This is a genomic window from Streptomyces sp. NPDC058045 (assembly GCF_042885635.1).
Classification (GTDB): Bacteria; Actinomycetota; Actinomycetes; order Streptomycetales; family Streptomycetaceae; genus Streptomyces.
On sequence record NZ_JBHVRR010000049.1, the window covers coordinates 14,298 to 40,807 of the forward strand.

Genomic DNA, 26,510 nt, shown 5'->3' on the forward strand with positions numbered 1-26,510 from the left:
GTCCGGAGCGTGTCTCCGGGCCGGGCCCACCGGTCGTCGGTCCGCTTCCCGCCGGTCAGGCGGCGGTCACCGCGCGCCCCGGGTGCTGCGGGCGGTGCGGGGCGATGACCTGGCCGTCCGGCAGCAGTTCGCCGGTGTCCTCGAAGAGCACGACGCCGTTGCACAGCAGACTCCAGCCCTGCTCCGGGTGGTGCGCCAGAAGCTGGGCGGCCTCCCGGTCCGCGGAGTCGGCAGTGGGACAGGGTGGCTGGTGCTGGCACATGGCAGGGTTCTTTCGCTGCGAGGTGGCGTCCGTCGGGCGGCCTGAGAGGTGTTCCATAGCCGCTTCCCCGTTCGTCCGTGAGTCGGAAGGACCCAGTGTCGCGCTGCGGAGGGGGATCCGCAGGCATTTCACCGGAGCATTGCGAACCGGGTCAGGACCTGTCACCCGTGCGGGCGGTCCGGCCCCAACTCCCGGCGCCCTCCGCGGCGTTCGTGCCGGCCACCGCGGGGCACCGGGGCGTGGGGCGGGGATCAGGCGGGGGAGTGCAGCAGCGGGGAGGGGGTGAGGCGGTGGGTGAGGACGGGCAGCAACTCGGCCACGCTGTGCGGGCGGTGCGCCGCGATACCGGGAGGTGCGGGGGCGAGCGGCACCAGCAGGTCGGTGGGGGCGGGCTGGCCCTGGGTGGCGTCGGCGGTGGCGTCGCCGTGCAGCCAGAGGGTGAGCATGTACAGCTCGGGCACCGAGAGCAGCCGCGGCTGGTAGGCGGCGGACAGTTCGCCGGCCTGCTGGAGGGCCAGTTCGGTGGAGGTGAGGTAGGGGCCCTCGAAGAAGTGCGAGAACGTCCAGCCGTCGGCGGTGAGCACGGTGTCGGCGGCGGCCACCGAGTGGCCCTCGGCGCGGATCAGGAAACGCCAGCCGGTGAGGCGGGCCGCCGCGGCGCCGACCTGGTCCAGTACGTAGACGGGCAGCGGGAGTTCGGCGGTGGCGGGGCCTTCGGCGGCGCGGAGGGCGGGGGTGGCGGCTTCGCGGACGGCGGTGGGAGATCCCAGTGCCACGCGGACGCTGCGGACTGCGGGCGCGGGGGCAGGGGTGATGTGCAGCGGCATGGTGGGTCGCCTCTCATGAGACAGGCACGGTGAGACATGACGGGTGCGGACGACGCTGTCGGCGGACGGGTTCGAAAGTGGCGCGGGCCTTCAGGCGCGGCTGCCAACTCTCTGCCTCGTTCACAAAGTGTATACGACGGGTGTTCACACGGTGTTTCGTCTATCGGTCCGCAGTATTGCGGGCAAGGCGTTATCCGGTCACCATGATGAGGGATTAATCCCGATTTCGCTCGGCGTCGCGGTGTCTGACCTCGCCGAATTTCCCGCGGAGGGACGGCCGGTTCTCATCGGTGATTGTCATCACTTACCGAAGGGTTCCGGCCGCTGATGCGCGTCGTCCGCTTGCCTAGTGAATGTGCCGGGCGGCGGCTGCCCCGAGAGTACGTGATCCGGGTGTTCCGCGGGCGGGTTCCGGAGCGTTATGGATCTGCCCGCCGGGGCATCATGCACCGTGACGCAGCGGCCGGGCTGCCGGCCGCCCCTGACAGGAGGGACACCCCGATGGGGGAGAAGGTCGTGGCGGGCGCGTTCGACCTGTCTGATCGGCAGCGCTACCGAGGAAAGCTCCGGGAGTGCCTGACGGGACTTGAGCGACTGCTGGAAGAGAAGCGCTTCGACCGGCCCAGGAATCTGATGGGCCTGGAGATCGAGTTGAATCTCACCGGGGCCGACGGTATGCCCCGCATGGTGAATGCACAGGTCCTGGAGCGCATCGCGAGCCGTGATTTCCAGACCGAACTCGCCATGTTCAATCTTGAGGTGAACATCGCTCCGCACCGGCTGGGGGACCGGGTTCTGGACCGGCTCGCGGAGGAGTTGCGCACCGGTTTCGCCTATGCCGACAGGAAAGCCGGCGAGCTGGACGCCGGGATCATGATGATCGGCATTCTGCCCACCCTGGCCCGGCAGGACCTGGTCTCGGCGAATCTCTCCGACGTCGACCGGTACGCCCTGCTCAACGACCAGATCGTGGCCGCCCGGGGGGAGGACTTCGTCCTGGACATCTCCGGGGTGGAGCGGCTGACGTGCACCTCCGGCTCCATCGCCCCGGAGGCGGCCTGCACGTCGGTGCAGATGCATCTCCAGGTCACCCCGGGCCGCTTCGCCGATGTGTGGAACGCGGCGCAGGCCGTGGCCGCCGCGCAGATCGTGGTGGGCGCCAACGCGCCGTTCCTGTTCGGCCGGGAGTTGTGGCGCGAGTCCCGCCCGCCGCTCTTCCAGCAGGCGATCGACACCCGCCCGCCGGAGTTGCAGGCGCAGGGCGTGCGGCCGCGCACCTGGTTCGGCGAGCGCTGGATCGACGGCCCGCTCGACCTCTTCCAGGAGAACCTGCGGTACTTCCCGCCGCTGCTGCCGATCTGCGACGAGGAGGAGCCGCTGCGGGTCCTCGCCGACGGCGGCGTCCCCCGCCTGACCGAACTCGTCCTCCACAACGGCACCGTCTACCGCTGGAACCGCCCCGTCTACGACGTCAGCGACGGGGTGCCGCACCTGCGGGTGGAGAACCGGGTCCTCCCCGCCGGGCCCACCGTGGTCGACGTCATCGCCAACGCGGCCTTCTACTACGGGCTGGTCCGGGCGCTCGCCGAGGAGAACCGCCCGATCTGGTCCCGGCTGCCCTTCGAGGCCGCGGCCCGCAACTTCGACGAGGCCTGCCGGCACGGCATCGACGCCGAGCTGGAGTGGCCGCGGCCCGGACGGTACGGCGGCACGGCGCGCACCTCCGGGGTGCACCTGGTGCGGGAGGAACTGCTGCCGCTGGCCGCGGCGGGCCTGGACGCCTGGGGGGTGGCGGCCGCCGACCGCGATCTGTATCTCGGAGTGATCGAGCAGCGGTGCCGGCGGCGGGTCAACGGCGCGTCCTGGCAGGCGGCCGTCTACCACCGGGCGCTGGACGCCGGGCTGGAACGGGAGGCGGCACTGGCGGCCACCACCCGCCGCTACGGCGAGCTGATGCGCGGCGGCGAACCGGTGCACACCTGGCCGCAGGACCTTCCCTAGCCGACCGCTGCCGACCACCGCTGAGACGCCTCCGGCGCTGCTCGGGGCCCGCCGGTCTGGCAGGCTGTCGGCGGCAGGGTCGGCAGCACGCGGTGCGGTGGAGGCGGAGGCAGGGTGCAGACGGAAGCGGGACCGGTGGAGGGATCGTTTCCCGGGGAGCGACTGCCGGCGCGGCTGCTGCGCAACGAGACGCTGCTGGTGCTCGCCCTGTCGCTGGGGGCGAGCGGCGTCTCCGCACTGATCAGTTTCATCGGCTCGGTGACCAAGCCGGGCGGGCTCAAGGACCAGGCGGCCACCCTCAACGCCTCGGCGGCGCCCGGACGCCCCTGGCTGGATCTCGCCTGGCAGCTCTTCGGGGTGGCGTCGGCGCTGGTGCCCGTCGCCCTCGTCGCGCATCTGCTGCTGCGGGAGGGCGCCGGGCTGCGCGCCATCGGCTTCGACCGCACCCGCCCCTGGCCCGACCTGGGCCGGGGCGGCCTGGTCGCCGCGGTGATCGGCAGTACCGGCATCGCCTTCTATCTGGCGGCCCGGGGCCTCGGTTTCAATCTGACGGTGGTGCCGGAGGCGCTGCCCGACGTGTGGTGGAAGTTCCCCGTGCTGGTGCTGTCCGCGGTGCAGAACGCGGTGCTGGAGGAGGTCATCGTCGTCGGCTATCTGCTGCGGCGGCTGGGGCAGTTGGGCTGGACGCCGGTGGCGGCGCTGGCGGCGAGCGCGGTGCTGCGCGGCTCGTACCACCTGTACCAGGGGATCGGCGGGTTCCTGGGGAATGTGGCGATGGGGGTGGTGTTCGTGCTGCTGTACCGCCGCTGGGGCCGGGTCGGACCGCTGGTCGCGGCACACGCCCTGCTCGACATCGGCGCCTTCGTGGGGTACGCGCTGCTGGCCGGGAAGGTGGACTGGCTGCCCACCCCCTGACCACCCAACCCACCGGCTCAGGCCAGCAGTTGGCCCTCGATGACGGTGACCGCGTGCCCGGTGAGCAGGGTGCGTTCGCCCCGCAGTTCGGTACCGACCAGCCCGCCGCGCGCCGAGGCCTGCCACCCGGTGAGCCGCGCACCACCCAACCGCCCGGACCAGAACGGGGCGAGCGCGGTGTGCGCACTGCCCGTCACCGGGTCCTCGTCGATCCCGACCCGGGGGAAGAAGCACCGCGAGACATAGTCGTACCCCTGGCCCGCCGTGGCCGGGGCGGTCGCGATGACGCCGCGCCTGGAATGCTCGGCGAGCGCCCGCAGGTCCGGTCGGAGGGCTGACACGGCGGCCTCGTCGGGGAGTTCCACCAGCAGGTCGCCGACGTTCGGCCCGGTGTCGTGCACCGACAGCGGTTGTGCGCCCAGGGCCGCGGCCAGGCCGGGCGGGGTGGGGACGGGGGTGAGGGGCGCGGTGGGGAAGTCCAGCACGATCGCCCCGTCCTCGCCCGCGTCCGCGGACAGCACTCCGCTGCGGGTGGCGAACCGCACCGCCCCTCCGGCCTGCCCGGTGGTGCGCAGTACATGGGCGGTGGCGAGAGTGGCGTGACCGCAGAGGTCAACCTCGGCGGCCGGGGTGAACCAGCGCAGCGCCCAGTCGGCGTCCGCCCCGGCGGGCAGCGGGTGGGCGAACGCCGTCTCGGAGAGGTTGACCTCCGCGGCGATCTGCTGGAGCCGGGAGTCCGGCGGGAAGGCGTCGAGGAGCAGGACCCCGGCCGGGTTCCCGGCGAAGGGGCGGTCGGTGAAGGCGTCGACAATTCGGATCCGCATAGCGCTGACGGTAAGCCCCGCCGGCCCGCCCCCACCAAGGCCAATCCCCACCGACTGGCCTCCCGATCCGGACAGGCTCTGCTGGACGGGTCGGTAGCGTGCGGCCATGACACGAAGCGAGCAGCTCGCGGAGCAACTGGACTGGCACTGGCGCAAGAACCTGCGGCCGCGATTGGACGGTCTCACCGACGCGGAGTACTTCTGGGAGCCGGTGCGCGGCTGCTGGAGCGTCCGCCCACGGGACACATCGGCCGCACCGATGCGGGCAGGTTCGGGGGAGTGGACGGTGGACTCCGCGTCCCCCGACCCGGTACCGGCACCGGTGACCACGATCGCCTGGCGGCTGGCGCACATCATCGTCTCGTGCCTGGGCTATCGGGTCGGATGGTACTTCGGCGGCCAGGACGTCGACTCCCAGACATTCGCCTACGCGGGGACCGCCGACGAGGCGCTGAAACAACTCGACGAGATGTACGGCAGATGGAACGCGGGCGTCCGCGAGCTCTCCGACGCTGACCTGGACAATCCGCCCACGGTGGGTCCCGAGCGGTTTCCCATGGAGAACAGGGTCCTGCACGTCAACAGGGAGCTGATCCATCACGGCGCCGAGATCTCCCTACTGCGCGACCTCTACCGCTGGCAGGACGACGCCGTACCGCACCGAAGGTGACCTTCGGTAACCGCCGTTCTACTTCTCCGGGGCTTGCCTCGCTCTCGATACCGATATATCGTTGAAGCATCGTGAGCGATCGACGGTAGTTCGGTCGACACGTGGGAATCCGCGCATCTTGCGCATCCATCACATTCGGTAGAGAGAAGGCGAACGTCATGCGTACCTACGGACACGAGCACGGTCATGACCATGGGCACGGGCACCAGCACTGCGGGTCCGGGCATCGTGGGCGCGGTGGTTTCGAAGGGCCCTTCGAGGGGCGGCGGGCCTTCGGGCCGTTCGGCCCGGGCGGCTTCGGACCCGGCGGGCCCGGACCATGGGGCGGACGGGGCGGCCCCTGGGGCGGGCGCGGTCCCGGTCGGGGCAGGGCGAGGCGCGGCGATGTCCGGGCGTCGATCCTGGCACTCCTCAAGGACCGCCCGATGCACGGCTACGAGATGATCCAGGAGATCGCCGAACGCAGTGGCGGCGCGTGGAAGCCGAGCCCCGGCTCGGTCTACCCCACGCTCCAACTGCTGGAGGACGAGGGCCTGATCGCCAGTGCCAGCGAGGGCGGCAAGAAGCTGTACTCGCTGACCGAGCCGGGCCGCACCGCCGCCGACGAGGGCTCCGAGGCGCCCTGGGAGGAGGCCGGCCGCGGCGTCGACTGGGAGACCGTGGGCGAGATCCGGCAGGCCGGTTTCGGTCTGATGGAGGCCTTCGGGCAGGTCTGGAAGACCGGTGACAAGGACCAGCGCGACAAGGCGGTGGCCGTGATCAACGAGGCCCGTAAGAAGCTCTATCTGATCCTCGCCGACGAGGACTGACGCGCCCAGGACGTCCGGCGGCGCATCGCGTGCAGCACGCGATGCGCCGTCAACTGTGAAGCCCTTCCTGCGGATCCGCACCGGTTCCCTGGGGAGGGCTTCGCTCGGCGCGTAAACGCGGTACATATACAGCGGTGCGTGTGCGGGGGCACGTACCGGGGCGGGTCGCCGCCGTCTCCCGGGGAGTTCCGGTGGGGCGGTGCGAGCGCGATCCGTGGAAACGGCGAGACGTCATCCGTAAGGAGGAGAGCCCGCTGATGCAAGCCCAACCTGTGTCGGATCCCAGAATGCTTCCCGCCGCCGATGCCTCCGGTGTCAGGGGCTGATGGGGTGGGGGACGTGCAACCCCATATCCCGCGACAGCCGGCCGAGCGCGGCCCGAACCGAGTCGAACTCGACGCCAGACTCAGTGCCGAGCTGCTCTCGGCCATGGCAGGCGCCAGACGCCGCGCCGCGCGGGACGGGGACCGCCAGATCGACACCGCCCACCTGCTGCACTCGCTCCTGGAGGCGGACCCCTATGCGCGCGGCGTCGTCGGTGACGGCGCCCAACTGGCCCGTCTGCTCGGGTACTTGGTGCAGCGCAGCATCGGCTACGGCTTGCAGTGGCAGACCACGGTGGAGGACTCGGGGGCGGTGCCGGTGGTGACCGACGCCGGCTGGTCCCCGGCGGCCGCGACCGCGGTGGAGAGCGCCTGCAAGCGGGCCGACCAGCGCGGCGAGGCGCGAGCCCACGGCGTGGACCTGCTCGCCGCCTTCGCCGCGGACGCCGAGTGCCGCGCCGTCGAGGTCCTCGGCCGGGCCGGCGTCACCCCCAAGGAACTCCTGGACCGGATCGACGCGGCCGCCGCGGCGGAACGCGCCCGGCAGGACGAGTACGGGGAGTACGGCGGGTACGGGGGCTTCGGCGGGTAGCGGTGGCCGCGGGCGATCCGGCGCAAAGGGCCGGCGTCGACGGGGCGGCGGCGTCCAGGTGGTGAGACAGCAGCCATCGGGGGTGAAGGTCCTGACGCCGGCTGTCATCATGTGCGGGTGCACACCACTGACCTGGGGCATCCGGGCCGGGCGAGGAGCGTCGGACTCGGCCTCGCCCTGATCTCAGCCTTCGCCTTCGGCGGCTCCGGCGTCGCCGCCAAACCGCTTATCCAGTCCGGCCTCGATCCGCTGCATGTGGCCTGGCTGCGGGCGGCCGGGGCGGCGCTGGTGATGCTGCCGCTGGCCTGGCGGCATCGGGCGCTCGTCACCCGGCGGCCCGCGCTGCTCGCCGGCTTCGGGCTGCTCGCCGTCGCCGGTGTGCAGGCCTGTTACTTCGCGGCGCTGTCCCGGATTCCGGTCGGGGTGGCGCTGCTCATCGAGTATCTGGCGCCGGCGCTGGTCCTCGGCTGGGTGCGGTTCGTGCAGAAGCGGCCGGTGACCCGGGCCGCGGCGCTCGGGGTGGTGCTGGCCGCGGCCGGGCTGGCCTGTGTGGTCGAGGTGTGGTCCGGGCTGAGCTTCGACGTCCTCGGTATCGTGCTGGCGCTCGGCGCCGCCTGCTGCCAGGTCGGCTACTTCGTCCTCTCCGACCAGGGCAGCGACGCCGGCGACGAGGCCCCCGACCCGCTCGGGGTGATCGCCTTCGGGCTGCTCGTCGGGGCGCTGGTACTGACCCTGGTGGCCCGGCCCTGGACCATGGACTGGTCCCTGCTGGGCGGCACAACCCGGATGGACGGTACGGCAGTTGCGGCGCCGCTGCTGATCGCCTGGGTGGTGCTGGTCGCCACCGTCCTCGCCTATGTGACGGGGGTGCTCTCGGTGCGGCGGCTCTCCCCGCAGGTGGCCGGAGTCGTGGCCTGTCTGGAGGCGGTGATCGCCACCGTGCTGGCCTGGTTCCTGCTCGGCGAGCACCTCTCCCTGCCGCAGATCGCGGGCGGCGCGGTGGTCCTGCTCGGCGCCCTCATCGCCCAGTCCTCCACGCCCGCCACCGCCCCGCCCGAACCGGTGGCCTCGGGAGGTACGCCCCAGCCCACCGCCGGCGCCACGGCCACGGAGGCAGCCGGGACCGCGGTACCGGCCCGGGACACCACGGCCTGACCGCCCGCCCCCTCCGGTCCACGTCAGGAAGTCCTCAACTCCCGGTTCACGTAAGGAAGTCCGCGATCAGCTCGGCCGGGTTGGCGGCTCTGGTGGCCTCCTCCTCCCAGCCCGGGCAGTCCATGTCGAACACCACCACGGGCAGGGGACGGCCGAAGATCCTCTCGACGGTGCCGCTGGTGTGGAGGTGGCGGGCGAGGTCGACGACGGCGTCGTGGAAGTGGACTTGGAGGCGCCCGGACCTGGCGCGGATGTCCTCGTCCTCCAGTGTCCGGGCGAGGTCGAACGCGCCGTCGTACCAGATGCCGAGGGTGTTGGCCTCCGCCTCGAAGAGCGGGCCGCCCACCGGGTCCTCCGGGATGTTGCCGAGCCGGTCGAAGCCTTCGAGGATCCAGAAGGCGTAGTTCCAGCGAGCCTCCCGCGGATCGGAGGCGCCCCGGCACATCTCCCGGTACCGGCTCTCGGTGTTGTAGCCGATGTCCACGTACGGGTGGCGGTCGTCGGCGTCGACGCGCCAGATGTTGAAGGCCAGGACGTAGATCTCACGCCTGAGTTGCCCGGGGAGGCGCTCCAGGATGCCGGTGGCGGCCTGGCGCAGATGTGTCCGGAACGGCTGCTGTGGTGTCACGGCGACAGTGTTCCGCACGGCCCGGTCGGCGTTCCTCACGGTCCGGTCGGTCCGGTCAACTCGCTCAGGTACGCGGGCAGTTGGGTGTCCGCGGCCAGGCCCTCGGCCGGTACCGGGGTGCCGTGGCCGTGCTGGACCGGGACGACGCCGGACCAGTGCGGCAGGGCCAGATCGGCCGCGTCGTCGACCGGGCCGCCGGTGCGGACCTTCGCGGAGACCTCCGCCAGGTCGAGCCGGAGTACGGCGGTGGCGGCCAGCTCCTTGCGGTCGGCGGGGCGGGAGTCGGCGGAGCGGCCCGGCACCACCTGGTCGACCAGGGCGTCCAGCGCGGCGCGCTTCTCGGCCTCCTCGGTGACCTGGTGGGCCGTGCCGTGCACCACCACCGAGCGGTAGTTGATGGAGTGGTGGAACGCCGACTTGGCCAGTACCAGGCCGTCGACATGCGTCACGGTGAGGCAGACGGCCAGCCCCGGACCGGGCCCGCCGGCGCCGCGCAGCGGGCGGGAGCCGGTGGAGCCGTGGAGATAGAGCTGTTCGCCGACCCGGGCGAACAGCGTGGGCAGTACCACGGGGGCGCCGTCCCGGACGAAGCCCAGATGGCACAGACAGGCCCCGTCGAGTATCGAGTGCACCGTCTCCCGGTCGTAGTGCGCCCGCTCCGGGGCGCGAGTGGGGCGGGTGAGGTCGGTGGGGGCGTAGGCGGGCTGCTCGGTCTGGGTGGACATGCGGCCGGTCTCCCTGGTGTGTGACGTGCGGGGTGCCCTCGGGCACCTCGGCTCGGTTGCCGGAAGTTTTGCACTAGTGCATAATCTGGTTTGTGGTAGCAGAGTATCGGATCACCGGGCGTCGTGCGGGGGAGATCGCCGCCGACGTCGAGGCCGCCGTCGGGTCCGGGGCGCTGGAGCCGGGGCAAGTCCTGCCCCCGATGCGGGAGTTGGCCGAGCGGTTGGGGGTCAATCCGCACACCGTGGCCGCCGCCTACCGCACCCTGCGGGAACGGGGTGTGGTGGAGACGGCGGGCCGCCGCGGCACCCGGGTGCGCCCGCGCCCCGCCACCACCGCCCGCGGCCGGGACCACCGCGTCGACATCCCGCCCGGTGTGCGCAACGCGGCCGACGGCAACCCGGACCCGGCCCTGCTGCCGCCGCTGGCCGCCGCCTTCGCAGCGGCCGCCGCCCGCTGCGACGCCGAACCGGTGCTGTACGGCGAGGACGCGGTGGAACCGGACCTGGCCGAGGCGGCCCGTACCGCGCTCGCCGCCGACGGGGTGCCCGCCGGTCCGATCGCCGTCACCTCGGGTTCCCTGGACGCGGTGGAGCGGGTGCTCGCCGCCCGGTTGCGGCCGGGGGACGCGGTCGCGGTGGAGGACCCGGGGTGGGGGAGCCTGCTCGATCTGATGCCCGCCCTCGGGCTGCGTACCGAGCCGGTGGCGGTGGACGACGAGGGGCCGTTGCCGGGTGCGGTGGAGCGGGCGCTCGGCGCGGGTGCCCGGGCGCTGGTGCTCACCTGCCGGGCGCAGAACCCGACCGGTGCCGCCGTCTCCGCCCGGCGCGCGGCGGACCTGGCCGAGGTGCTCGCCCGCCACCCCGGCACCCTGCTGGTGGAGGACGACCACGGGCACGGCATCGTCGATCTGCCGCTGCGTCCGCTGGCGGGCACCGTGCCCCGGTGGGCGCTGGTGCGGTCGGCCGCCAAGGCCTACGGGCCCGATCTGCGGATCGCGGTCCTCACCGGCGACCCGGTCACCGTGGACCGGGTGCAGGGGCGGCAGCGCCTCGGCCCCGGCTGGGTGTCCCGGCTGGCCCAGCGCGCCCTGGTCGAGTTGTGGCGGCAGCCCGCGGTACGGCCCGCGGAAGTGGCGGCGGCGTACGGGCGGCGGCGGGAGGCGCTGATCGCCGCGCTCGACCGGCGCGGGGTGCCCGCCCGGGGCCGCAGCGGTATGAACGTCTGGGTGCCGGTGCCCGACGAGACGGGGGCGGTGGCCCGGCTGCTGCACGCCGGGTGGGCGGTGGCGCCCGGCGCCCGCTTCCGGCTGGCCGCCCCACCCGGGGTGCGTGTCACCGTCTCCGGCCTGGCCGAGGACGACATCGAACCGCTCGCCGAGGCGATCACCTCCGCCGTCGGCCCGGCCCCGGCCCGCCGCTACGAGTGAGCTGCGGCCGGCGCGAGCGGGACTGGGTGAGGGCGGCGCCCGCGGGCTCTTCCCTCGCGCCCTGGTCGAACTGCGCCGCCGCCATCAGGGCCTCACGGTCGGCACCCGGGAACTGGAACCGGAGTACGGGGTGCGCTCGGTGGTGCGCGGCGATGAGGATCTCGCCGTCGTCCTCGCCTGGTACAACAAGCCGCTGCCGCTCCCCGACGGGCTGCTGAAGGCGCCGCTGCTGGACGACCCGGCCGATGTGGCGCTGCCCGCGGATCACCCGCCGGCCGGGCGGGACGCGGTGGATCTGGCGGAGTTCGCCGAGGACCCCTGGATCGCCTGGGCGCAGGGCGAGTTCTGCCACGAGTGGCTGATGTACACCCTGCGCGCCCAGGGCATCGAGCCGCGGATCAAGCACCGGGCCGAGGAGCACCAGACCCAACTAGCCCTGGTGGCCGCCGGGTTGGGCGTCTGCGTGGCACCGCGCCTGGGCCGCGGCCCGGTCCCGTCCGGGGTGCGCACGGTGCCGGTGCGCCAGCGCGCGCTGCGCCATGTCTACGCGGTGTGGCGGGCGGACGCGGACCGCCGCCCCTCGATCCGCGCCGCGGTGGAGGCGCTGCGCACCGCGTGCGCCGAGCAGCCTGCCGGCTGAGCCGGCGCGCCGCCGGGGCCGCAGTAGCCTGGGGCGATGCTCACGGAAGTCGAGGCGCTGCGCTATGTCGCCCCGCTGCGCGAGGGCGGTTCGCTGCCCGGACTGGTCGAGGCCGACGACCAGGCGCTCTACGTCACCAAGTTCACCGGCGCGGGCCAGGGCCGCAAGACCCTCGTCGCCGAGACCGTCTGCGGGCTGCTGGCCCGCGAGTTGGGGCTGCGGGTGCCGCGGCTGGTGACGGTCCGCCTCGACCCGGTGCTGGGGCTGGCCGAACCGGACGAGGAGGTGCAGGGCCTGCTCCGGTCCAGCGGCGGCCTCAATCTCGGCATGGAGTTCCTCTCCGGCGCCGTCGGATTCGACCCGCTCACCCACCGGGTGGACCGGGCGGAGGCCGGCCGCGTCCTCTGGTTCGACGCGCTGACCGGCAACGTGGACCGCTCCTGGCGCAACCCCAACCTCCTGGTCCACCACGGCGGTCTGCGCCTGATCGACCACGGCGCCGCCCTCATCTGGCACCACAACTGGCCCTCCGCGGCCACCGCCGCCACCCGCCCCTACGACGCCCGCGACCACGCGCTCACCGTCTGCGCCACCGAGCCCCCCGACCTGGCCTCCGCCGCCGCCGACCTCGCCCCCCGCATCACCCGCACCCTGCTGGCCCGGGTCACCGCCGAGGTCCCGGACGCCTGGCTCACCGGCGAGCCCGGTTTCGCCGGCCCCGACGAAGTGCGCGCCGCCTACACCGACACCCTCCTGGCCCGCGCCCCCGGCATCCACACCCGCGTCACCCTCGCACCGAAGGACACCCCCGTATGACCGGCCGCGATGTGTACGAGTACGCCCTGCTGCGGGTGGTGCCGAGGGTGGAGCGCGGTGAACTCTTCAACGCGGGCGTGGTGTTGTACTGCCGCGCCCACCGCTTCACCGCCGCCCGCACCCGGCTGGACGAGGCCAAGCTCGCCGCGCTGGACCCGGCCGCGGACGCCGGGGAGGTGCGGGCGGCGCTGCGGGCGGTGGAGCTGACCTGCGGCGGCGGCGCCGAGGCGGGGCCGGCCGCGGGGGACGATCCCGGGCGCCGCTTCCGCTGGCTGATCGCCCCCCGCTCCACCGTGGTCCAGCCGGGCCCCGTGCACACCGGTCTCACCGCCGACCCGCGGGCCGAACTCGACCGCCTCTTCGGCCTGTTGGTCGCCTGACGGGGGACGGCGCCACCCGCGGCGGTCGCGACCGCCGGGAGGTAATCGATCACAGTGCGCAGTGAAGCCGTTGACACCGCGTGCCAGGGCTTCTAACTTCGGCCGCGGGTACTAAGCGGTTGCTCACCATCGGGTGCGCCGCAGGCGGCGCCACCGGCCGCCGGTCTCATCAGAGGCCACCCCCATCGGGTTTCTGAGGCGAGGAGAACCAGCATGACCACTGAAGCGCGCGTAGCGATCGTCACCGGCGGCGCCCGCGGCATCGGCGCCGCCACCGCCGTCCGGCTGGCCGAGGAGGGCCGCGCGGTCGCCGTACTCGACCTGGACGAGGCGGCCTGCAAGGACACCGTCGAGCAGATCACCGCCGCCGGCGGGCGGGCCCTCGCCGTCGGTTGCGACGTGTCCGACGAGGAGCAGGTGGCCGCCGCCGTCGCCCGCGTCGCCGAGGAGCTGGGCGCGCCCACCATCCTGGTCAACAACGCCGGGGTGCTCCGGGACAACCTCCTCTTCAAGATGAGCGCCGCCGACTGGGACATGGTGATGAGCGTCCATCTGCGCGGCGCCTTCCTGATGACGCGGGCCGTGCAGAAGCACATGGTCGACGCCGGGTTCGGCCGGGTCGTCAACCTCTCCTCGTCCTCCGCCCAGGGCAACCGCGGCCAGGTCAACTACTCCGCCGCCAAGGCCGGCCTCCAGGGCTTCACCAAGACCCTCGCCATCGAGCTCGGCAAGTTCGGCGTCACCGCCAACGCGGTCGCCCCCGGCTTCATCGCCACCGAGATGACCAAGGCCACCGCCGAGCGCGTCGGCATGGGCTTCGAGGACTTCCAGACCGCCGCCGCCAGCCAGATCCCGGTGCAGCGCGTCGGCCGCCCCGACGACATCGCCAACGCCATCGCCTTCTTCGCCGGTGACGCCGCCGGCTTCGTCTCCGGCCAGGTCCTGTACGTGGCCGGCGGCCCCCTCGACTGACCCCGGCACATCCACGGCACCTCCAAGGCACCCCAAGGACACGGCAGATGACAGTGCAGGACAGCGGAAAGGCGGCGCTGATCACCGGCGCCAGCCGCGGCATCGGATACGGCATCGCGGAGGCACTGGTCGCCCGCGGCGACCGGGTGTGCATCACCGGCCGCAACCAGGAGGCGCTCGACGAGGCGGTGCGGCGCCTCGGTCCGGACCGGGTCGTCGCCGTCGCCGGCAAGGCCCATGACGAGGCCCACCAAGTGGTCGCCGTCGAGCGCGCCATGGAGGCCTTCGGCCGGATCGACCACCTGGTCAACAACGCGGGCACCAACCCGGTGTTCGGCCCGATGGCCGACCTCGACCTGAACGTCGTCCGCAAGGTCTACGAGACCAATGTGATCTCCGCGCTCGGCTTCGCCCAGCAGGTGTGGCGGGCCTGGCAGCGGGACCACGGCGGCGCCGTCGTCAACATCGCCTCCGTGGCCGGCCTCGCCCCCTCCCCGTTCATCGGCGGCTACGGCATGAGCAAGGCCGCCCTGATCAACCTCACCCTCCAGCTCGCCCACGAGTTCGCGCCCCGGGTCCGGGTCAACGCCATCGCCCCCGCCGTCGTCAAGACCCGCTTCGCGCAGACCCTCTACGAGGGCCGCGAGGAGGAGGCGGCCGCCGCCTATCCGCTCGGCCGCCTCGGGGTCCCCACCGACATCGGGGGCGCCGCCGCCTTCCTCACCTCCGAGCAGTCCGACTGGATCACCGGGCAGACGCTGGTGGTCGACGGCGGCCTCTTCCTCAATGCGGGCGTGGCCTGACCAATCGCCCCAACTCCCCGGACTGCACTGCGATCAGGACGTACCAGAGCAACCGGTGCCCCGCCGCGGGGAGCCCGTCTGAGCGGCGGGGCACTGCGATATGGTCGGCCGCCCCAGCAGGGCCGATCGAGGAGTGTGCGTGTTCCACCGGACCAGATCTGTACGGCCGATAGCGGCGGCGGCCTGTGTCACGCTGCTCGCCGGATGCGGTGTGATGTCCTCGGGTGGCAAGTCCAAGGACGAGAAGATCACCGTGGGTACCACCAGCGCCCCCAGCACCCTCGACCCCGCCGCGGCCTGGGACGGTTCCTGGGAGCTGTTCCGCAACATCTACCAGACACTGGTGAGTTACCCCTCCGGAGCCTCCGCCCCGCAGCCGGACGCCGCCAAGTCCTGCCACTTCACCGACGCGGACAAGCGCGTCTACCGCTGCACCCTGCGCGCGGGACTGACCTTCTCCGACGGCCACCCGCTGAACGCCCAGGCGGTGAAGTTCTCCATCGACCGCATCAGCCGGATCGATGTGCGCGGCGGCCCCAAGGGACTGCTCAGCAGCCTGGACCGGGTGGAGACCCGGGGCGCCAAGGACGTCGTCTTCCACCTCAACACCTCAGACGCCACCTTCCCGTTCGTGCTCGCCACCCCCGCGATGTCGCTGGTCGACCCGCGGGACTACCCGGCGGACAAGGTCCGCGACGACGGCAAGGCCATCGGCTCCGGGCCCTACACCCTGGACTCCTACCAGGAGCGCAAGGAGGCCCGGCTCTCCAGCAACAAGCGGTACAAGGGCTTCGCCGAGCGCAAGAACGACGCCGTCGACATCCGCTACTTCGACTCCTCCGCCTCCGTGGTGAAGGCCCTGCGGGACGGGCAGGTCGACGCCGCCGTCCGCGAGCTCTCCGCCGACGACGTGCAGGGGCTCCAGGCCGACGAGGCCTCGCACGACCTCCAGGTGACCGAGGCGGCCGGTATCGAGACCAGCTTCCTGGTCTTCAACACCAAGGACAAATGGGCCGCGAAGGCCCCGGTGCGCAAGGCCGTCGCCCAGCTCCTGGACCGCGGCGCCCTCGCGCACAAGGCCCACGCCGACACCGTGGAACCCCTCTACTCCATGGTCCCCAAGGGCCTCGCCGGACACACCAGCGCCTTCTTCGACGCCTACGGCAACCCGAGCCGCGAGAAGGCCCGCAAACTCCTCGCCGGCGCCGGCATCCACACCCCGGTCCCCCTCACCTTCTGGTACACCACGGACCGCTACGGCTCCGCCACCAAGGCCGAGTTCGAGGAGATCCAGCGCGAACTGGACAGCTCGGGCCTCTTCGAGGTCACCCTCAAGAGCCGCCCCTGGAAGACCTACGAGGACGGCTACCGCAAGGGCGAGTACCCGGTCTTCGGCCGCGGCTGGTTCCCCGACTTCCCCGACGCGGAGAACTTCATCGCCCCCTTCGTGGGCAAGCGGAACGTGCTCGGCACCCCGTATCCGGCGCCCGGGATCACCGACGAGCTGCTGCCGGTCTCGCGGCGGGAGAGCGACCGGTCCGCGGTGGTCAAGCAGTTCGAGCAGGCGCAGCGGATCATGGCGTCCGACGCCCGCCTCATCCCGCTCTGGCAGGGCAAGCAGTACGCGGCGTTCAGCAACGACATCGCCGGCAGCGAGCAGGCCCTGGACCCGTCCGCGATCTGGATGATGTGGGAACTGCACCGCAAGGAGAGCTGGTAGCGGGCTCGGCGGGGGCCGTTGTCAGTGGCCGCCGGTAGGTTCTTCGGTGTGACGGCGGCCGCGGTGCGCGGCCGCCCCTGGGACGTACTCCGGAGGAAGTCGACGTGACCGACATCAACATGCTGCCCGAGTCCTGGCGCGGCGTGCTCGGCGAAGAACTGCAGCAGCCCTACTTCGCCCGACTCACCGAGTTCGTCGAGGAGGAGAGGTCCCGCGGTCCGGTCTACCCGCCCCGTGAAGAGGTGTTCGCCGCGCTTGACGCCACCCCCTTCGACCAGGTCAAGGTGCTGGTCCTCGGCCAGGATCCGTACCACGGCGAGGGGCAGGGGCACGGGCTGTGCTTCTCGGTGCGGCCCGGGGTGAGGACACCGCCCTCGCTGCGCAACATCTACAAGGAGATGCACCAGGAGCTGGGCCTGCCGGTGCCGGACAACGGCTATCTGATGCCCTGGGCCGAGCAGGGCGTCCTCCTGCTCAACGCGGTACTCACGGTCCGCGCCGGCGAGGCCAACTCACACAAGGGCAAGGGCTGGGAGAGGTTCACCGACGCGGTGATCCGCGCCGTCTCCGACCGCCCCGACCCGGCCGTCTTCGTCCTCTGGGGGAACTACGCGCAGAAGAAGCTCCCCCTGATCGACGAGTCCCGGCACACCGTGGTCAAGGGCGCCCACCCCTCACCGCTCTCCGCCAAGCGGTTCTTCGGCTCGCAGCCCTTCACCCAGATCGACAAGGCGATCGCCGGACAGGGCCACTCCGCGATCGACTGGCGCATCCCCGACCTGGGCTGAGCCTCCCCGGCGCCGCCCGTGCCCGGCCCCGGGTCCTCCGCCCGCCGCGACGATCCGCCGCCCAGGCCTTAGCGTCGGGAAGGCGCGGCCTGCCCAGGCGGCGAGGTGCGGAGGTAGCGGTGGCCCAGTGGCAGGAGCAGACGGCGGACGCACTACCGGCCCGGATCGGGCAGGTGGTGATGCTCCATCACGCCGGAGACCGCGAGGAGGCGCGCAGCCGCCTGCTCGCGCTCTGGGCGGACCTGGGCACCGGCGGCGATCCGCTGCACCGCTGCACCCTGGCCCACTTCCTGGCCGACACCCAGGACGATCCCGCCGCCGAACTCGCCTGGGACCTACGGGCCCTGGCCGCCGCCGAGGAAGCCACCGGCCCCCACCCGTCCCCACCCCCGGCCGCGGTACGGGCCTTCCTGCCGTCCCTGCATCTCGACCTCGCCGCGGACTACGCCGGGCTGGGCCGCGCCGAGGCCGCCCGCAGCCATCTCCGCCAGGCCCGGACCACCGCCACCGCCCTCGGCGAGGACGGCTACGGCACCACGGTCCGCGCCGCCCTCACCCGCCTGACCCACCGACTGGAGAAGGAACTCCCACCCGAGCCGGAGGAAGGCCCGCCCCGCCCCGGCCCCGGCGGCGGCCCACTGGGCCCACCCCGCCACGGACACTGACCGGCCAGGCACCTGCCGTCGCGGCCGTCAACGCCCGTACGCGTGGCGGCAGATGCGGGCCTCCGCACTGCCGGGACGCCAGCCCCCGAACTGCCGCCCGTAGGCGCAGACATCCGCACCCGACGGCAGCGAGGCCCCCGGCGGAACGGGCACGGGCACCGGTACGGCGGGGGGTGGGGGAGCGGCGGCGGGGGTGCGGACCGGGGGCCGGGGCGGCGGCGCGGGCGGCACCGCGGCCCGGCTCGCGGGGCGGACGCGGGGCGCCTCCCGGTTCACATCGCCGCGGGCACCGGTGGGTTCGCCCCGCGGGGTGGCCGAGGCCGAGGTGGCGGCGGGCCGCACCGTGGAGGCGGCGGGCCGCGGCGCCCGGTCGCCCGCCACGGTGGTACATCCCGAGACGGCGGACACGGCCGCCGCGATCAGAAGGGTCACTGTGGTCGTCGTTCTGTGCACCCGGCAACTCTGCGGCGCCGCCCCCGCGGTACGGAGCCGACCTGCGGGAGATGCCCCGCACGGATGAACCGCGCCGCGACGATGACGCCCGCCGTGACGATGACATCGGCCGCGGCGCCGGACGCCGTCTACTCCCCGGTGGCGCCGTCGAGTTGCTCCCGGATCAGGTCGGCGTGGCCGTTGTGCCGGGCGTACTCCTCGATGAGGTGGGTGTGGATCCAGCGTAGCGAGGGGTGGCCGCCGGTGCTGCTGTCGGTGCCGGCCGCGGGGTCGTCCAGCGCGAGGCGGCTCGCGGTGGCGCGGGAGGCGGCGATCTCGGTGAGCCAGGCCGCCTCCGCCTGGGCCCAGGTGTCGGCGCCGGTCAGATGGAACTCGCCGTCCGGATCCTCCTCGGTGTAGTGCAGCGGCGGAGCCTGCTCACCGGCCGCGACCCGCTGGAACCAGTGCCGTTCCACATCAGCGAGGTGCCGCACCAGACCCATCAGCGACAGCTCGGACGGCGGCAGCGGCGCCGTCCTGAGCTGGGCGTCGGTGAGCCCGGCGCACTTGAGGGCGAGGGTGGCGCGGTGGTAGTCGAGCCAGCCTTCCAGCATGGCGCGCTCACCGGCGTCGAAGGCGGGTTCGCTGCGGTGCTGGGCTGGTCGGGCAGGGTCAGCCGGAGTGGAGGTCATACCGGTCATGCTCTCGTCCGGCCGCGTCCAGGATCAAGCGAGTTCCGTCAGCGCCCGCCCTCGGTGGGCGGGTGTGGCGACTGCCCGCCACGCAGGAGAGCAGCAGCCCCTCGCACCAGGCCGCCAGCGACAGGGCGGGCCGCTCGCACTCGGTCGAGCCGACCGCCTCCACCCCGGCCGGCCCCACCGTCGTACCGCGCACGCCCGACGGCAGCTCCGACTGGCGGCCGCCGACCGGTCCGGCGGCCTGATCCCCGTATGCTGCCCGCGGACCGTCCGGCCGTACGCGGCACACCCCACGACATTCAGGAGCCCCGGTGAAGGTCGGCTGCATCGGACTCGGCGACATCGCGCGCAAGGCCTATCTGCCGGTGCTCACCGCGCTCCCGGGCGTCGAGCTGCATCTGCACACCCGCAGCCCGGCCACCCTCGCCGACATCGCCGCCCGCCACCGCGTCCCGGCCGCGCACTGCCACCCCGGCCTCGACTCGCTTCTCGCCGCCGGACCCGACGCGGCCTTCGTCCACGCCCCCACCGAGGCACACCCCGAGATCACCCGCCGCCTCCTGGAAGCCGGCATCCCCACCTACGTCGACAAGCCGCTGGCCTACCAACTCACCGACTCCCAGGCCCTGGTGGAGCTCGCCGAGGCCCGCGGCACCTCACTCGCCGTCGGCTTCAACCGCCGCCATGCCCCCGGCTACACCCAGTGCGCCGAACACCCCCGCGATCTGATCCTGATGCAGAAGAACCGAGTCGGCCTTCCCGAGGACATCCGCACCCTGGTCCTGGACGACTTCATCCATGTCGTCGACACCCTGCGTTTTCTCGTCCCCGGCACCGTCGACGACGTACGGGTGCGCGCCCGGGTCGTGGACGGCCTGCTGCACCATGTGGTGTTGACCCTCGGTGGGGACGGCTTCACCGCCGTCGGCAGCATGAACCGGCTCAGCGGCTCCGCCGAGGAGGTCCTCGAAGTGTCCGGCCAGGACGCCAAGCGCCAGGTCCTCAACCTCGCCGAGGTCGTCGACCACAAGGGCCAGCCCACCGTCCGCCGCCGTGGCGACTGGGTGCCGGTGGCCCGCCAGCGCGGCGTCGAACAGGCCGCCCTCGCCTTCCTGGACGCGGTACGCGAAGGCCGGGTGCTCAGTGCCCGCGACGCCCTGGCCACCCACGAACTGTGCGAGCGAGTGGTTCGGGAGGCAGCGGCGCAAGGGCGGGCCGGTTGAACGAGCGCACCCCGCGCACCGTGAAGAACAGCGCCAGCACCAGCAGCGACCCGTGCACCGCCCAGTCACCGAACCGCACATATGGCGTGGTGCCCGAGGCCAGCGGCACCGAGTAGACGGCCGCCGCCCGGGAACCGGTACCGAGCACCGGACCCGTCCGCTCCCCGCCGGGGCCGAACACCGCCGACACCCCGGTCAGCGTCGCATGGACCACCGGACGCCCCGTCTCCGCCGCCCGCAGCGCCGCCAGCGAGGCATGTTGCTCGGGCGCCCAACTGTGCTGGAACGACGAGGTGGACGACTGCACCACCAGCACCCCGGCACCGTCCGCGGCCAACTGCCTGCCCATGTCGGGGAAGGCCGACTCGAAGCAGATCAGCGGACCCACCCGCAGCCCGTGCCCGGCGTCCATCAGCACCTGCCGCGTCCCCCGCCCCCGGTCCTCACCCGCCGCCCGCCCCACCGACGTCGCCCACCCCAGCAGCGACCGCGCCGGAACGTACTCGCCGAACGGCACCAGCCGCATCTTGTCGTAGCGGGCGCCGGTCAGGCCCCGCCCGTCGACCAGTACGGCACGTTTGAAGACGGCCCGCCCACCGGGCTCACCGGTCAGCGGGGCCTGCCGGGCGTCCACGTTCACCAGCAGCTCCGCGCCCACCGCCGCCGACAGCCGGGCCAGCCGGGCGGCCAACTCGGGCCGCCGGGACGGATCCGCGCTCACCCCCGACTCGCCCCACACCACCAGATCCACGTCCTGCCGGGCCAGCCGCCGGGTCAACTGCTCCTCCAGCGCCAGCCGTCGGGCCGTACTGTGCGGGCCGGCCACCACACCGGGCTGCACCACCGCGATCCGCGCCTGGCCGGTCGGCTGCGGACGGGGCGCCCACTGCCACACCGCGCCCGCCGCCACCGCTACCAGCACCAGCGCCACCACCGCGGACACCCGCGGCGGACCCGCCGAAATCAGCAATACCGCCGCCACGTTGACCGCCACCACCAGCAGCGACACCAGCCACACCCCGCCCACCGAGGCGAGCCGCAGCGCCGGTGCCACCTGCCACTGACTGGAGCCCAGCAGCCCCCAGGGACCGCCCAACCCCTGCCAGGAACGGGCCAGTTCGATCAGCAGCCACCCCGCGGGCAGCACCACCAGCGCCGCCACCGCACGCCCCGGCGGCGGCACCCCGCCGAGCAACTGCCGTACCAGCACACCCCAGGGCGCCCACAGCACACCGAGCAGCGCCGCCAGCACCACCGTGAACACATTCAGGCTGGGCAGCAGCCAGTGGTGCACCGCGAGCATGTAGCCGAGACCGCCCAACCAGCCCTCGCACGCGGCCCGTCGCGACGTCGGCGCGGTACGCACCAGCAGCAGCCACGGCACCAGCGCCGCATACGCCAGCCACCACAGGGACGGCGCGGGGAACGCGAGACAGGGCAGCGCACCGGCGAGCAGGGCCGCGGCCGCGCGCCCGGCGGTGAGGCCGAACCACCCACGGCCGCCGGTGCGTCGGGCCAAGAACCAGGCCGGCACCGGACGTACCGAGGTCCGCGGTGGTGCGGCCAGCCGTAGCGTTCCTGACGGCGCCCGCCACCGGTCCCGCCTCGGCCCCTGCATACACGCCCCTTTCGCCCGTGGACGCCGGCGCCACCTGTCGCGTGGTTCCACCAGTGTGCGCGCCCTCGGCCCGGGGCGACAGTGGGCCGCGATCCAGCCGGGCGCGATCCGGGCGGCGGCGGCCGCGCCACGGCGGTGCCCGGGGCGGTGGCCCGTAGGGTGCGGTGGATGACTCAGACGATCGTGTTCGACGTGGGCGAGACCCTCACCAAGGACGACCGCTACTGGGCGTCGTGGGCCGACTGGCTGGGCGTTCCCCGGCACACCGTCTCGGCCCTGGTCGGCGTCGTCGTCTCACAGGGCCGGGACGCCACCGACGCGCTGCGGCTCCTCAACCCCGACATGGATGTGGCCTCCGCCTACCGCGCGCGGGAGAGCGCGGGCCGCGGCGAGTACCTGGACGAGAGCGATCTGTATCCGGATGTGCGCCCGGCGCTCGGGGCTTTGCAGAAGGCCGGGAAGCGGATCATCGTCGCGGGCAACCAGACGGCCCGCGCCGGGGAGTTGCTCCGCGAACTGGACCTGCCCGCGGATCTGGTGGCCACCTCGGGCGACTGGGGTGTCGCCAAGCCCGATCCGTCGTTCTTCGACCGGGTGCTGGAGGCCGCCGGCTGTGCCCCGGACGAGGTGCTGTACGTGGGCGACCACCCGGTGAACGACGTCTTCCCGGCGAAGGCGGCCGGGATGCGGGTGGCGCACCTCCGGCGCGGGCCCTGGGGGCAGTTGTGGGCGGACGACCCGGAAGTGGCGGCGGCCGCGGACTGGAGCGTGGACTCGCTGACGAGGGTGGTCGCCCTCGTCGCCGGGGAGGACACCGCGGGCGGGGACGGGGCGGAGAGTGGGGACGGGGTCGGGAGCGGGTGGGGTGTGATCGGCGGGGCCGGCGGGGAGTGACCCGGGCGGCGCCCGCTCGGCCGCCGCGTCAGGCCGCTTCGACGACCTCGCGGCGCATCGCTTCGGCCCACTCGGTCACCAGCACCTCGTACTGGCGGCGCTGGGCCGCCGAGAGGGTGCCGCCGGCACTCAGCCACAGCGCGCGGATCTGGTCGTTCACCTCGGAGGCACTTCGCACGGGACGGGTCTCACACAGCGGGGACATGTGAAGAGCTTAGGGGGTGAGTGTGACGCTCCGCTCCGCTCTGTGGGTGTCCGATCGCTGCATGTAGCCAGGGGAAGCGTCCCTGACCAGCGGAATCGGTGCGGAAAAGGGGCGTGATGGGGCGCAGTGTGACGTTGGCCGCACCCCCGTTTAACGGCCACCGGACCATGGAAACCGGCCATCCATCCCACCGCGCGGCCGAGATTCGTCGCTACGGCCTCGTACCGTGCCGCCACCGCGTCGGACGCGGCACCCCCTGCGCCACCCCGGCGTGATCAACGCTCCCGGGCACCCCCTAGGGTGCGGGCATGACGTCCGACGCCTACCTCTCCGGGCTGTTCTCGCTCGACGGCCGGACCGCCCTCGTCACCGGCGGCAGCTCCGGAATCGGCCGGGCCATCGCCGGAGCCCTGGCCCACGCCGGGGCGCGGGTGGTGATCGTCGCCCGGCGCGAGGCCGAACTCGCCGCGGCCGTCGGCGAGTTGGCCGCCGACGGCTGCCGGGCGGCCTGGGTCAGCGCCGACCTCGCCACCCGTACCGGGGTGCGCGCCGCCGCCGAGGAGGCCGCCGCCGTCTTCGGTGAACCGGACATCCTGGTCAACAGCGCGGGTGTCAACCTCCGCCCGCCGCTGGGCGAACTGGACGACGAGGTGTGGGACACCACCCTGGCGGTCAACCTCACCGCCCCGCATCTCCTCGGGCAGCGCTTCGGCCCCGGTATGGCGGAGCGTGGCTACGGCCGCATCATCCATGTCTCCTCCCAGCAGGCCCACCGCGCGTTTGTGCAGAGCGGGGCCTACGGGGTGTCCAAGGGCGGCCTGGAGTCGCTGGCCCGCTCCCAGGCGGAGGCCTGGTCCCGGTACGGCGTCACCTGCAACACCTTGGTCCCCGGCTTCGTCCTGACGCCGCTGAACGCGCAGCTGGCCGAGGACCCGGAGCGGGTGGCGGCCCTCGCCGAGCGCACCATGACCGGCCGCAACGGGCTGGCCGAGGACTTCGCCGGCGCCGCCGTACTCCTCGCCGGACCGGCCTCCGGATACATCACGGGGCAGTCGCTCTTCGTCGACGGCGGTTTCTCCGTGCACTGAGCGGCGCCTCCCGCTCGCGCACCCCCAGAGCAGCCGCGGCCCGTCGCCTCCGGACGGGCCGCGGCCCTGTCAACGGCCGTACAGCCGGTGCCTCTTGCGCCAGGCGACGGCCGCGCCGGCGAGCCCGGTCACCGTGATGAAGCCCATGGCCAGCAGGAACGCGGGCGAGGTGGGGGTGGCGGCGCGGGCGCCCGCGATGACGTACGCCGCGGTGTTGGGGACCGAGCCGAGACCGGTGGCGAGCAGGAACGGCAGCCACCGCATCCGGGACACCGCCGCGCAGTAGTTGGCCGCGGCGAACGGCACCCCGGGGAAGAGCCGCATCGCCAGCATCGAGCGGAAGCCGTGCCGGCTCAACTGCCCGTCGACCGCCTTCAGCCAGCGGCCCCGCAGCAGCGGCCGCAGCGCGTCCTGCCCCAGTGTCCGCCCGAGCCCGAAGGAGACCCCGGCCCCGAGCACCGTCCCCGCCAGCGCCGCGCCCAGCCCCCACTGCGAACCGAACAGCGCCCCCGCCGCCAGATTGAGCAGCGGCCGCGGGACGAACGCCACCGTGCACACCCCGTACGCCACCGCGAAGCACACCGCGGCGGCCGGGCCGGTGAGGTGCGGCGGCCAGCCCTCGGCGAGGAACCGCTGCGGCTGGAAGCAGAGCACGGCGACCGCTGCCGCCGCCAGCAGGGCCACCAGCAGCGACAGCCGGGACCAGGGCGACAGCAGCAGCCGCACACTGCGTGCGGCGAGACCGGTCCGCCCCGCGGGGGAGAGGCCGGTCTCGGGAGCGGCGGAGTCCAACATCCCGGTGAGACTAACCGACCGGTGTCTTCGATCGCCCCTGGAGCTGTCCCACCCGGGTCACAGCCCCCGCTCCGCGCCCACCGAACGCCCCCGCCCGGTAATTCGCTCGACACGGCTGCCCGCACCCCGACATCATCGGCGACATGTTCCGGTACGCCTTCCTCCTCGCCGCATCCGCCGCCGCGGATGCCCCGAAGGCTGCCGTCCTCCACCTCGCAGCAGCCGACGGCGCTCGAAGCTGACCCTTCCCGGATCGTCCGGCGGACCCCGCAGGGGGAGGGTCGGCACCGACGAGGGGTCCGGGGCCGCCGCACCGCGGAGGCCCGAAGTCCTGGCATCCAGCGAGGAAACCACCATGCCCAAGACGGCATACGCACGCACCAAGCCGCATCTCAACATCGGCACCATGGGCCACGTCGACCACGGCAAGACGACCCTCACCGCCGCCATCACCAAGGTCCTCGCCGACCGCGGCAGCGGCTCCTTCGTCCCCTTCGACCGCATCGACCGCGCCCCCGAGGAGGCCGCCCGCGGCATCACCATCAACATCGCGCACGTCGAGTACGAGACGAGCACCCGCCACTACGCGCATGTCGACATGCCCGGCCACGCCGACTACGTGAAGAACATGGTCACCGGCGCCGCCCAGCTCGACGGGGCGATCCTGGTGGTCTCGGCGCTCGACGGGATCATGCCGCAGACCGCGGAGCATGTACTGCTCGCCCGGCAGGTGGGCGTCGACCACATCGTGGTCGCGCTCAACAAGGCCGACGCGGGCGACCCGGAGCTGACCGACCTGGTGGAGCTGGAGGTCCGCGAACTGCTCTCGGCGCACGGCTACGGCGGCGACTCGGCACCCGTGGTCCGCGTCTCCGGGCTGCGCGCCCTGGCCGGCGACCCGCGGTGGACGGCGGCGGTGGAAGCGCTGCTGGACGCCGTCGACACCTATGTCCCGGTGCCCGAGCGGTACGTGGACGCGCCGTTCCTGCTGCCGGTGGAGAACGTCCTCACCATCTCCGGCCGCGGCACCGTGGTCACCGGCGCCGTGGAGCGGGGCACGGTACGCACCGGCGACCGGGTCGAGGTGCTCGGCGCGGGCCTGGAGACGGTGGTGACCGGTCTGGAGACCTTCGGCCGGCCCATGTCCGAGGCGCAGGCCGGGGACAACGTGGCGCTGCTGCTGCGGGGTGTGCCCCGGGACGCGGTGCGCCGCGGGCAGGTGGTGGCGGCCCCCGGCAGCGTCACCCCGAGTACGCGGTTCACGGCCCGGGTGCATCTGCTGTCCGCCGCCGAGGGCGGGCGCCGTACACCGGTGGCGACGGGCTACCGGCCGCAGTTCTATCTGCGCACGGCGGACGTGGTCGGCGATGTGGACCTGGGCGAGGCGGGTGCGGCCCGCCCCGGTGAAACGGTCACCATGGCCGTCGAGTTGGGGCGCCCGGTCCCGCTGGAGCCGGGCCTCGGCTTCGCCATCCGCGAGGGCGGGCGCACGGTGGGCGCCGGGACCGTGACCACCGTCGGCTAGGCCGTGTCGTTTGGATCTCCGCGGCGTCGCGTGCCCTGGCACGCACTCTCGCCGCACCGGCCAAACGCCCAAGTACGTCCAGTACGAGGG

The 26,510-nt window shown here is 73.2% G+C and carries 29 protein-coding genes and 1 pseudogene; 20 read left to right on the plus strand and 10 right to left on the minus strand.

Features of this window, described 5'->3' with window-relative positions; genetic code table 11:
• Positions 1 to 55: 55 nt before the first annotated feature.
• Positions 56 to 262, minus strand: a complete 207-nt coding sequence (locus ACFVST_RS23975; RefSeq protein ID WP_390155578.1) for a DUF5999 family protein — start codon at positions 260 to 262, stop codon at positions 56 to 58.
• 251 nt (positions 263 to 513) lie between these two features.
• On the minus strand, positions 514 to 1,089 hold the full coding sequence (locus tag ACFVST_RS23980) for a hypothetical protein (RefSeq protein WP_390155522.1): 576 nt from the start codon (positions 1,087 to 1,089) through the stop codon (positions 514 to 516).
• Between the two features lie 501 nt (positions 1,090 to 1,590).
• Here ACFVST_RS23980 and ACFVST_RS23985 point away from each other — a divergent pair.
• Together ACFVST_RS23985 and ACFVST_RS23990 are read left to right on the plus strand one after the other, a co-directional pair.
• A complete protein-coding gene (locus ACFVST_RS23985; protein ID WP_390155524.1) occupies positions 1,591 to 3,090 on the plus strand; it encodes a glutamate--cysteine ligase in 1,500 nt (499 codons plus the stop codon).
• Between the two features lie 114 nt (positions 3,091 to 3,204).
• Positions 3,205 to 4,005 carry a CPBP family intramembrane glutamic endopeptidase gene (locus ACFVST_RS23990; protein WP_390155526.1) on the plus strand — a complete coding sequence of 267 codons (801 nt, stop codon included), beginning with the start codon at positions 3,205 to 3,207 and terminating at the stop codon, positions 4,003 to 4,005.
• 17 nt (positions 4,006 to 4,022) lie between these two features.
• Here ACFVST_RS23990 and ACFVST_RS23995 read toward each other — a convergent pair whose 3' ends face one another.
• Complete coding sequence (locus ACFVST_RS23995; RefSeq protein WP_390155527.1) at positions 4,023 to 4,829, minus strand: PhzF family phenazine biosynthesis protein; 807 nt, start codon at positions 4,827 to 4,829, stop codon at positions 4,023 to 4,025.
• A 106-nt stretch (positions 4,830 to 4,935) separates the two neighbouring features.
• Here ACFVST_RS23995 and ACFVST_RS24000 point away from each other — a divergent pair, with 106 nt between their 5' ends.
• The 4 genes from ACFVST_RS24000 (at position 4,936) to ACFVST_RS24015 (ending at position 8,378) form a co-directional block, all read left to right on the plus strand.
• The gene (locus ACFVST_RS24000; protein ID WP_390155529.1) at positions 4,936 to 5,499 is read left to right on the plus strand and encodes a DinB family protein; all 564 of its coding nucleotides are present in this window, start codon (positions 4,936 to 4,938) and stop codon (positions 5,497 to 5,499) included.
• Between the two features lie 158 nt (positions 5,500 to 5,657).
• Entirely contained in the window at positions 5,658 to 6,308 is a 651-nt protein-coding gene (locus tag ACFVST_RS24005) for a PadR family transcriptional regulator (RefSeq protein ID WP_390155531.1), read from the plus strand.
• Between the two features lie 339 nt (positions 6,309 to 6,647).
• On the plus strand, positions 6,648 to 7,223 hold the full coding sequence (locus tag ACFVST_RS24010) for a Clp protease N-terminal domain-containing protein (protein WP_390155533.1): 576 nt from the start codon (positions 6,648 to 6,650) through the stop codon (positions 7,221 to 7,223).
• Positions 7,224 to 7,334: 111 nt separating this feature from the next.
• Complete coding sequence (locus ACFVST_RS24015; RefSeq protein ID WP_390155535.1) at positions 7,335 to 8,378, plus strand: DMT family transporter; 1,044 nt, start codon at positions 7,335 to 7,337, stop codon at positions 8,376 to 8,378.
• Positions 8,379 to 8,424: 46 nt separating this feature from the next.
• Here the strand turns inward: ACFVST_RS24015 and ACFVST_RS24020 are convergent, their stop codons facing one another.
• Both ACFVST_RS24020 and ACFVST_RS24025 read right to left on the minus strand, forming a co-directional pair.
• Positions 8,425 to 9,006: a hypothetical protein gene (locus tag ACFVST_RS24020; protein ID WP_390155537.1), complete on the minus strand. Its 582-nt coding sequence runs from the start codon at positions 9,004 to 9,006 to the stop codon at positions 8,425 to 8,427.
• 35 nt (positions 9,007 to 9,041) lie between these two features.
• The gene (locus tag ACFVST_RS24025; RefSeq protein ID WP_390155539.1) at positions 9,042 to 9,731 is read right to left on the minus strand and encodes a pyridoxamine 5'-phosphate oxidase family protein; all 690 of its coding nucleotides are present in this window, start codon (positions 9,729 to 9,731) and stop codon (positions 9,042 to 9,044) included.
• A 92-nt stretch (positions 9,732 to 9,823) separates the two neighbouring features.
• On the opposite strand from ACFVST_RS24025, the gene ACFVST_RS24030 reads away from it, so the two are divergent.
• The 9 genes and pseudogenes from ACFVST_RS24030 (at position 9,824) to ACFVST_RS24070 (ending at position 17,942) form a co-directional block, all read left to right on the plus strand.
• Positions 9,824 to 11,158 (plus strand): aminotransferase class I/II-fold pyridoxal phosphate-dependent enzyme, encoded by a 1,335-nt coding sequence (locus ACFVST_RS24030; protein WP_390155540.1) that lies wholly within the window; start codon positions 9,824 to 9,826, stop codon positions 11,156 to 11,158.
• A gap of 34 nt (positions 11,159 to 11,192) precedes the next feature.
• Positions 11,193 to 11,798, plus strand: a pseudogene (locus ACFVST_RS24035) (LysR substrate-binding domain-containing protein); the annotation flags it as partial.
• A 36-nt stretch (positions 11,799 to 11,834) separates the two neighbouring features.
• Positions 11,835 to 12,614 carry a HipA family kinase gene (locus ACFVST_RS24040; RefSeq protein WP_390155542.1) on the plus strand — a complete coding sequence of 260 codons (780 nt, stop codon included), beginning with the start codon at positions 11,835 to 11,837 and terminating at the stop codon, positions 12,612 to 12,614.
• Complete coding sequence (locus ACFVST_RS24045) at positions 12,611 to 12,994, plus strand: DUF3037 domain-containing protein (protein ID WP_390155544.1); 384 nt, start codon at positions 12,611 to 12,613, stop codon at positions 12,992 to 12,994. Before ACFVST_RS24040 ends, ACFVST_RS24045 begins: the two co-directional genes overlap by 4 nt.
• Positions 12,995 to 13,207: 213 nt before the next feature.
• A complete protein-coding gene (gene fabG / locus ACFVST_RS24050; RefSeq protein ID WP_390155546.1) occupies positions 13,208 to 13,966 on the plus strand; it encodes a 3-oxoacyl-ACP reductase FabG in 759 nt (252 codons plus the stop codon).
• 47 nt (positions 13,967 to 14,013) lie between these two features.
• Entirely contained in the window at positions 14,014 to 14,769 is a 756-nt protein-coding gene (locus ACFVST_RS24055; RefSeq protein ID WP_390155548.1) for an SDR family oxidoreductase, read from the plus strand.
• Positions 14,770 to 14,908: 139 nt separating this feature from the next.
• Entirely contained in the window at positions 14,909 to 16,489 is a 1,581-nt protein-coding gene (locus ACFVST_RS24060; RefSeq protein ID WP_390155549.1) for an ABC transporter substrate-binding protein, read from the plus strand.
• Positions 16,490 to 16,593: 104 nt separating this feature from the next.
• The gene (gene ung / locus ACFVST_RS24065) at positions 16,594 to 17,277 is read left to right on the plus strand and encodes a uracil-DNA glycosylase (RefSeq protein ID WP_390155551.1); all 684 of its coding nucleotides are present in this window, start codon (positions 16,594 to 16,596) and stop codon (positions 17,275 to 17,277) included.
• Positions 17,278 to 17,396: 119 nt separating this feature from the next.
• Entirely contained in the window at positions 17,397 to 17,942 is a 546-nt protein-coding gene (locus ACFVST_RS24070) for a hypothetical protein (protein WP_390155553.1), read from the plus strand.
• Between the two features lie 27 nt (positions 17,943 to 17,969).
• Here ACFVST_RS24070 and ACFVST_RS24075 read toward each other — a convergent pair whose 3' ends face one another.
• Complete coding sequence (locus tag ACFVST_RS24075) at positions 17,970 to 18,374, minus strand: hypothetical protein (protein WP_390155555.1); 405 nt, start codon at positions 18,372 to 18,374, stop codon at positions 17,970 to 17,972.
• A 149-nt stretch (positions 18,375 to 18,523) separates the two neighbouring features.
• Positions 18,524 to 19,066, minus strand: a complete 543-nt coding sequence (locus ACFVST_RS24080) for a DinB family protein (RefSeq protein WP_390155557.1) — start codon at positions 19,064 to 19,066, stop codon at positions 18,524 to 18,526.
• Between the two features lie 71 nt (positions 19,067 to 19,137).
• Between ACFVST_RS24080 and ACFVST_RS24085 the strand changes: the two genes are divergently transcribed.
• Together ACFVST_RS24085 and ACFVST_RS24090 are read left to right on the plus strand one after the other, a co-directional pair.
• Positions 19,138 to 19,317, plus strand: a complete 180-nt coding sequence (locus ACFVST_RS24085) for a hypothetical protein (RefSeq protein ID WP_390155559.1) — start codon at positions 19,138 to 19,140, stop codon at positions 19,315 to 19,317.
• 66 nt (positions 19,318 to 19,383) lie between these two features.
• Positions 19,384 to 20,295, plus strand: coding sequence for a Gfo/Idh/MocA family protein (locus ACFVST_RS24090; protein ID WP_390155561.1), 912 nt, complete (start codon positions 19,384 to 19,386; stop codon positions 20,293 to 20,295).
• On the opposite strand, the gene lnt is transcribed toward ACFVST_RS24090, so the two are convergent.
• Positions 20,213 to 21,814: an apolipoprotein N-acyltransferase gene (gene lnt / locus ACFVST_RS24095; RefSeq protein WP_390155580.1), complete on the minus strand. Its 1,602-nt coding sequence runs from the start codon at positions 21,812 to 21,814 to the stop codon at positions 20,213 to 20,215. The two genes, ACFVST_RS24090 and lnt, sit on opposite strands and share 83 nt — an antisense overlap.
• Positions 21,815 to 22,081: 267 nt before the next feature.
• Between lnt and ACFVST_RS24100 the strand changes: the two genes are divergently transcribed.
• Positions 22,082 to 22,807: an HAD family hydrolase gene (locus tag ACFVST_RS24100; protein ID WP_390155563.1), complete on the plus strand. Its 726-nt coding sequence runs from the start codon at positions 22,082 to 22,084 to the stop codon at positions 22,805 to 22,807.
• A 28-nt stretch (positions 22,808 to 22,835) separates the two neighbouring features.
• Here the strand turns inward: ACFVST_RS24100 and ACFVST_RS24105 are convergent, their stop codons facing one another.
• Positions 22,836 to 22,985 (minus strand): hypothetical protein, encoded by a 150-nt coding sequence (locus ACFVST_RS24105; RefSeq protein WP_390155565.1) that lies wholly within the window; start codon positions 22,983 to 22,985, stop codon positions 22,836 to 22,838.
• Between the two features lie 335 nt (positions 22,986 to 23,320).
• On the opposite strand from ACFVST_RS24105, the gene ACFVST_RS24110 reads away from it, so the two are divergent.
• Complete coding sequence (locus ACFVST_RS24110) at positions 23,321 to 24,100, plus strand: SDR family NAD(P)-dependent oxidoreductase (RefSeq protein ID WP_390155567.1); 780 nt, start codon at positions 23,321 to 23,323, stop codon at positions 24,098 to 24,100.
• 69 nt (positions 24,101 to 24,169) lie between these two features.
• Here ACFVST_RS24110 and ACFVST_RS24115 read toward each other — a convergent pair whose 3' ends face one another.
• Positions 24,170 to 24,895 carry a TVP38/TMEM64 family protein gene (locus ACFVST_RS24115; protein ID WP_390155569.1) on the minus strand — a complete coding sequence of 242 codons (726 nt, stop codon included), beginning with the start codon at positions 24,893 to 24,895 and terminating at the stop codon, positions 24,170 to 24,172.
• 355 nt (positions 24,896 to 25,250) lie between these two features.
• Here ACFVST_RS24115 and tuf point away from each other — a divergent pair, with 355 nt between their 5' ends.
• Positions 25,251 to 26,420 carry an elongation factor Tu gene (gene tuf / locus ACFVST_RS24120; protein WP_390155571.1) on the plus strand — a complete coding sequence of 390 codons (1,170 nt, stop codon included), beginning with the start codon at positions 25,251 to 25,253 and terminating at the stop codon, positions 26,418 to 26,420.
• Positions 26,421 to 26,510 lie beyond the last annotated feature (90 nt).

Coding starts and splice junctions, on each gene's coding strand:
- ACFVST_RS23975 (WP_390155578.1), bottom strand. CDS start 262: ATGTGCCAGCACCAGCCACCCTGTCCCACTGCCGACTCCGCGGACCGG.
- ACFVST_RS23980 (WP_390155522.1), bottom strand. CDS start 1,089: ATGCCGCTGCACATCACCCCTGCCCCCGCGCCCGCAGTCCGCAGCGTC.
- ACFVST_RS23985 (WP_390155524.1), top strand. CDS start 1,591: ATGGGGGAGAAGGTCGTGGCGGGCGCGTTCGACCTGTCTGATCGGCAG.
- ACFVST_RS23995 (WP_390155527.1), bottom strand. CDS start 4,829: ATGCGGATCCGAATTGTCGACGCCTTCACCGACCGCCCCTTCGCCGGG.
- ACFVST_RS24000 (WP_390155529.1), top strand. CDS start 4,936: ATGACACGAAGCGAGCAGCTCGCGGAGCAACTGGACTGGCACTGGCGC.
- ACFVST_RS24005 (WP_390155531.1), top strand. CDS start 5,658: ATGCGTACCTACGGACACGAGCACGGTCATGACCATGGGCACGGGCAC.
- ACFVST_RS24025 (WP_390155539.1), bottom strand. CDS start 9,731: ATGTCCACCCAGACCGAGCAGCCCGCCTACGCCCCCACCGACCTCACC.
- ACFVST_RS24040 (WP_390155542.1), top strand. CDS start 11,835: ATGCTCACGGAAGTCGAGGCGCTGCGCTATGTCGCCCCGCTGCGCGAG.
- ACFVST_RS24045 (WP_390155544.1), top strand. CDS start 12,611: ATGACCGGCCGCGATGTGTACGAGTACGCCCTGCTGCGGGTGGTGCCG.
- fabG (WP_390155546.1), top strand. CDS start 13,208: ATGACCACTGAAGCGCGCGTAGCGATCGTCACCGGCGGCGCCCGCGGC.
- ACFVST_RS24055 (WP_390155548.1), top strand. CDS start 14,014: ATGACAGTGCAGGACAGCGGAAAGGCGGCGCTGATCACCGGCGCCAGC.
- ACFVST_RS24080 (WP_390155557.1), bottom strand. CDS start 19,066: ATGACCTCCACTCCGGCTGACCCTGCCCGACCAGCCCAGCACCGCAGC.
- ACFVST_RS24100 (WP_390155563.1), top strand. CDS start 22,082: ATGACTCAGACGATCGTGTTCGACGTGGGCGAGACCCTCACCAAGGAC.
- ACFVST_RS24110 (WP_390155567.1), top strand. CDS start 23,321: ATGACGTCCGACGCCTACCTCTCCGGGCTGTTCTCGCTCGACGGCCGG.
- ACFVST_RS24115 (WP_390155569.1), bottom strand. CDS start 24,895: ATGTTGGACTCCGCCGCTCCCGAGACCGGCCTCTCCCCCGCGGGGCGG.
- tuf (WP_390155571.1), top strand. CDS start 25,251: ATGCCCAAGACGGCATACGCACGCACCAAGCCGCATCTCAACATCGGC.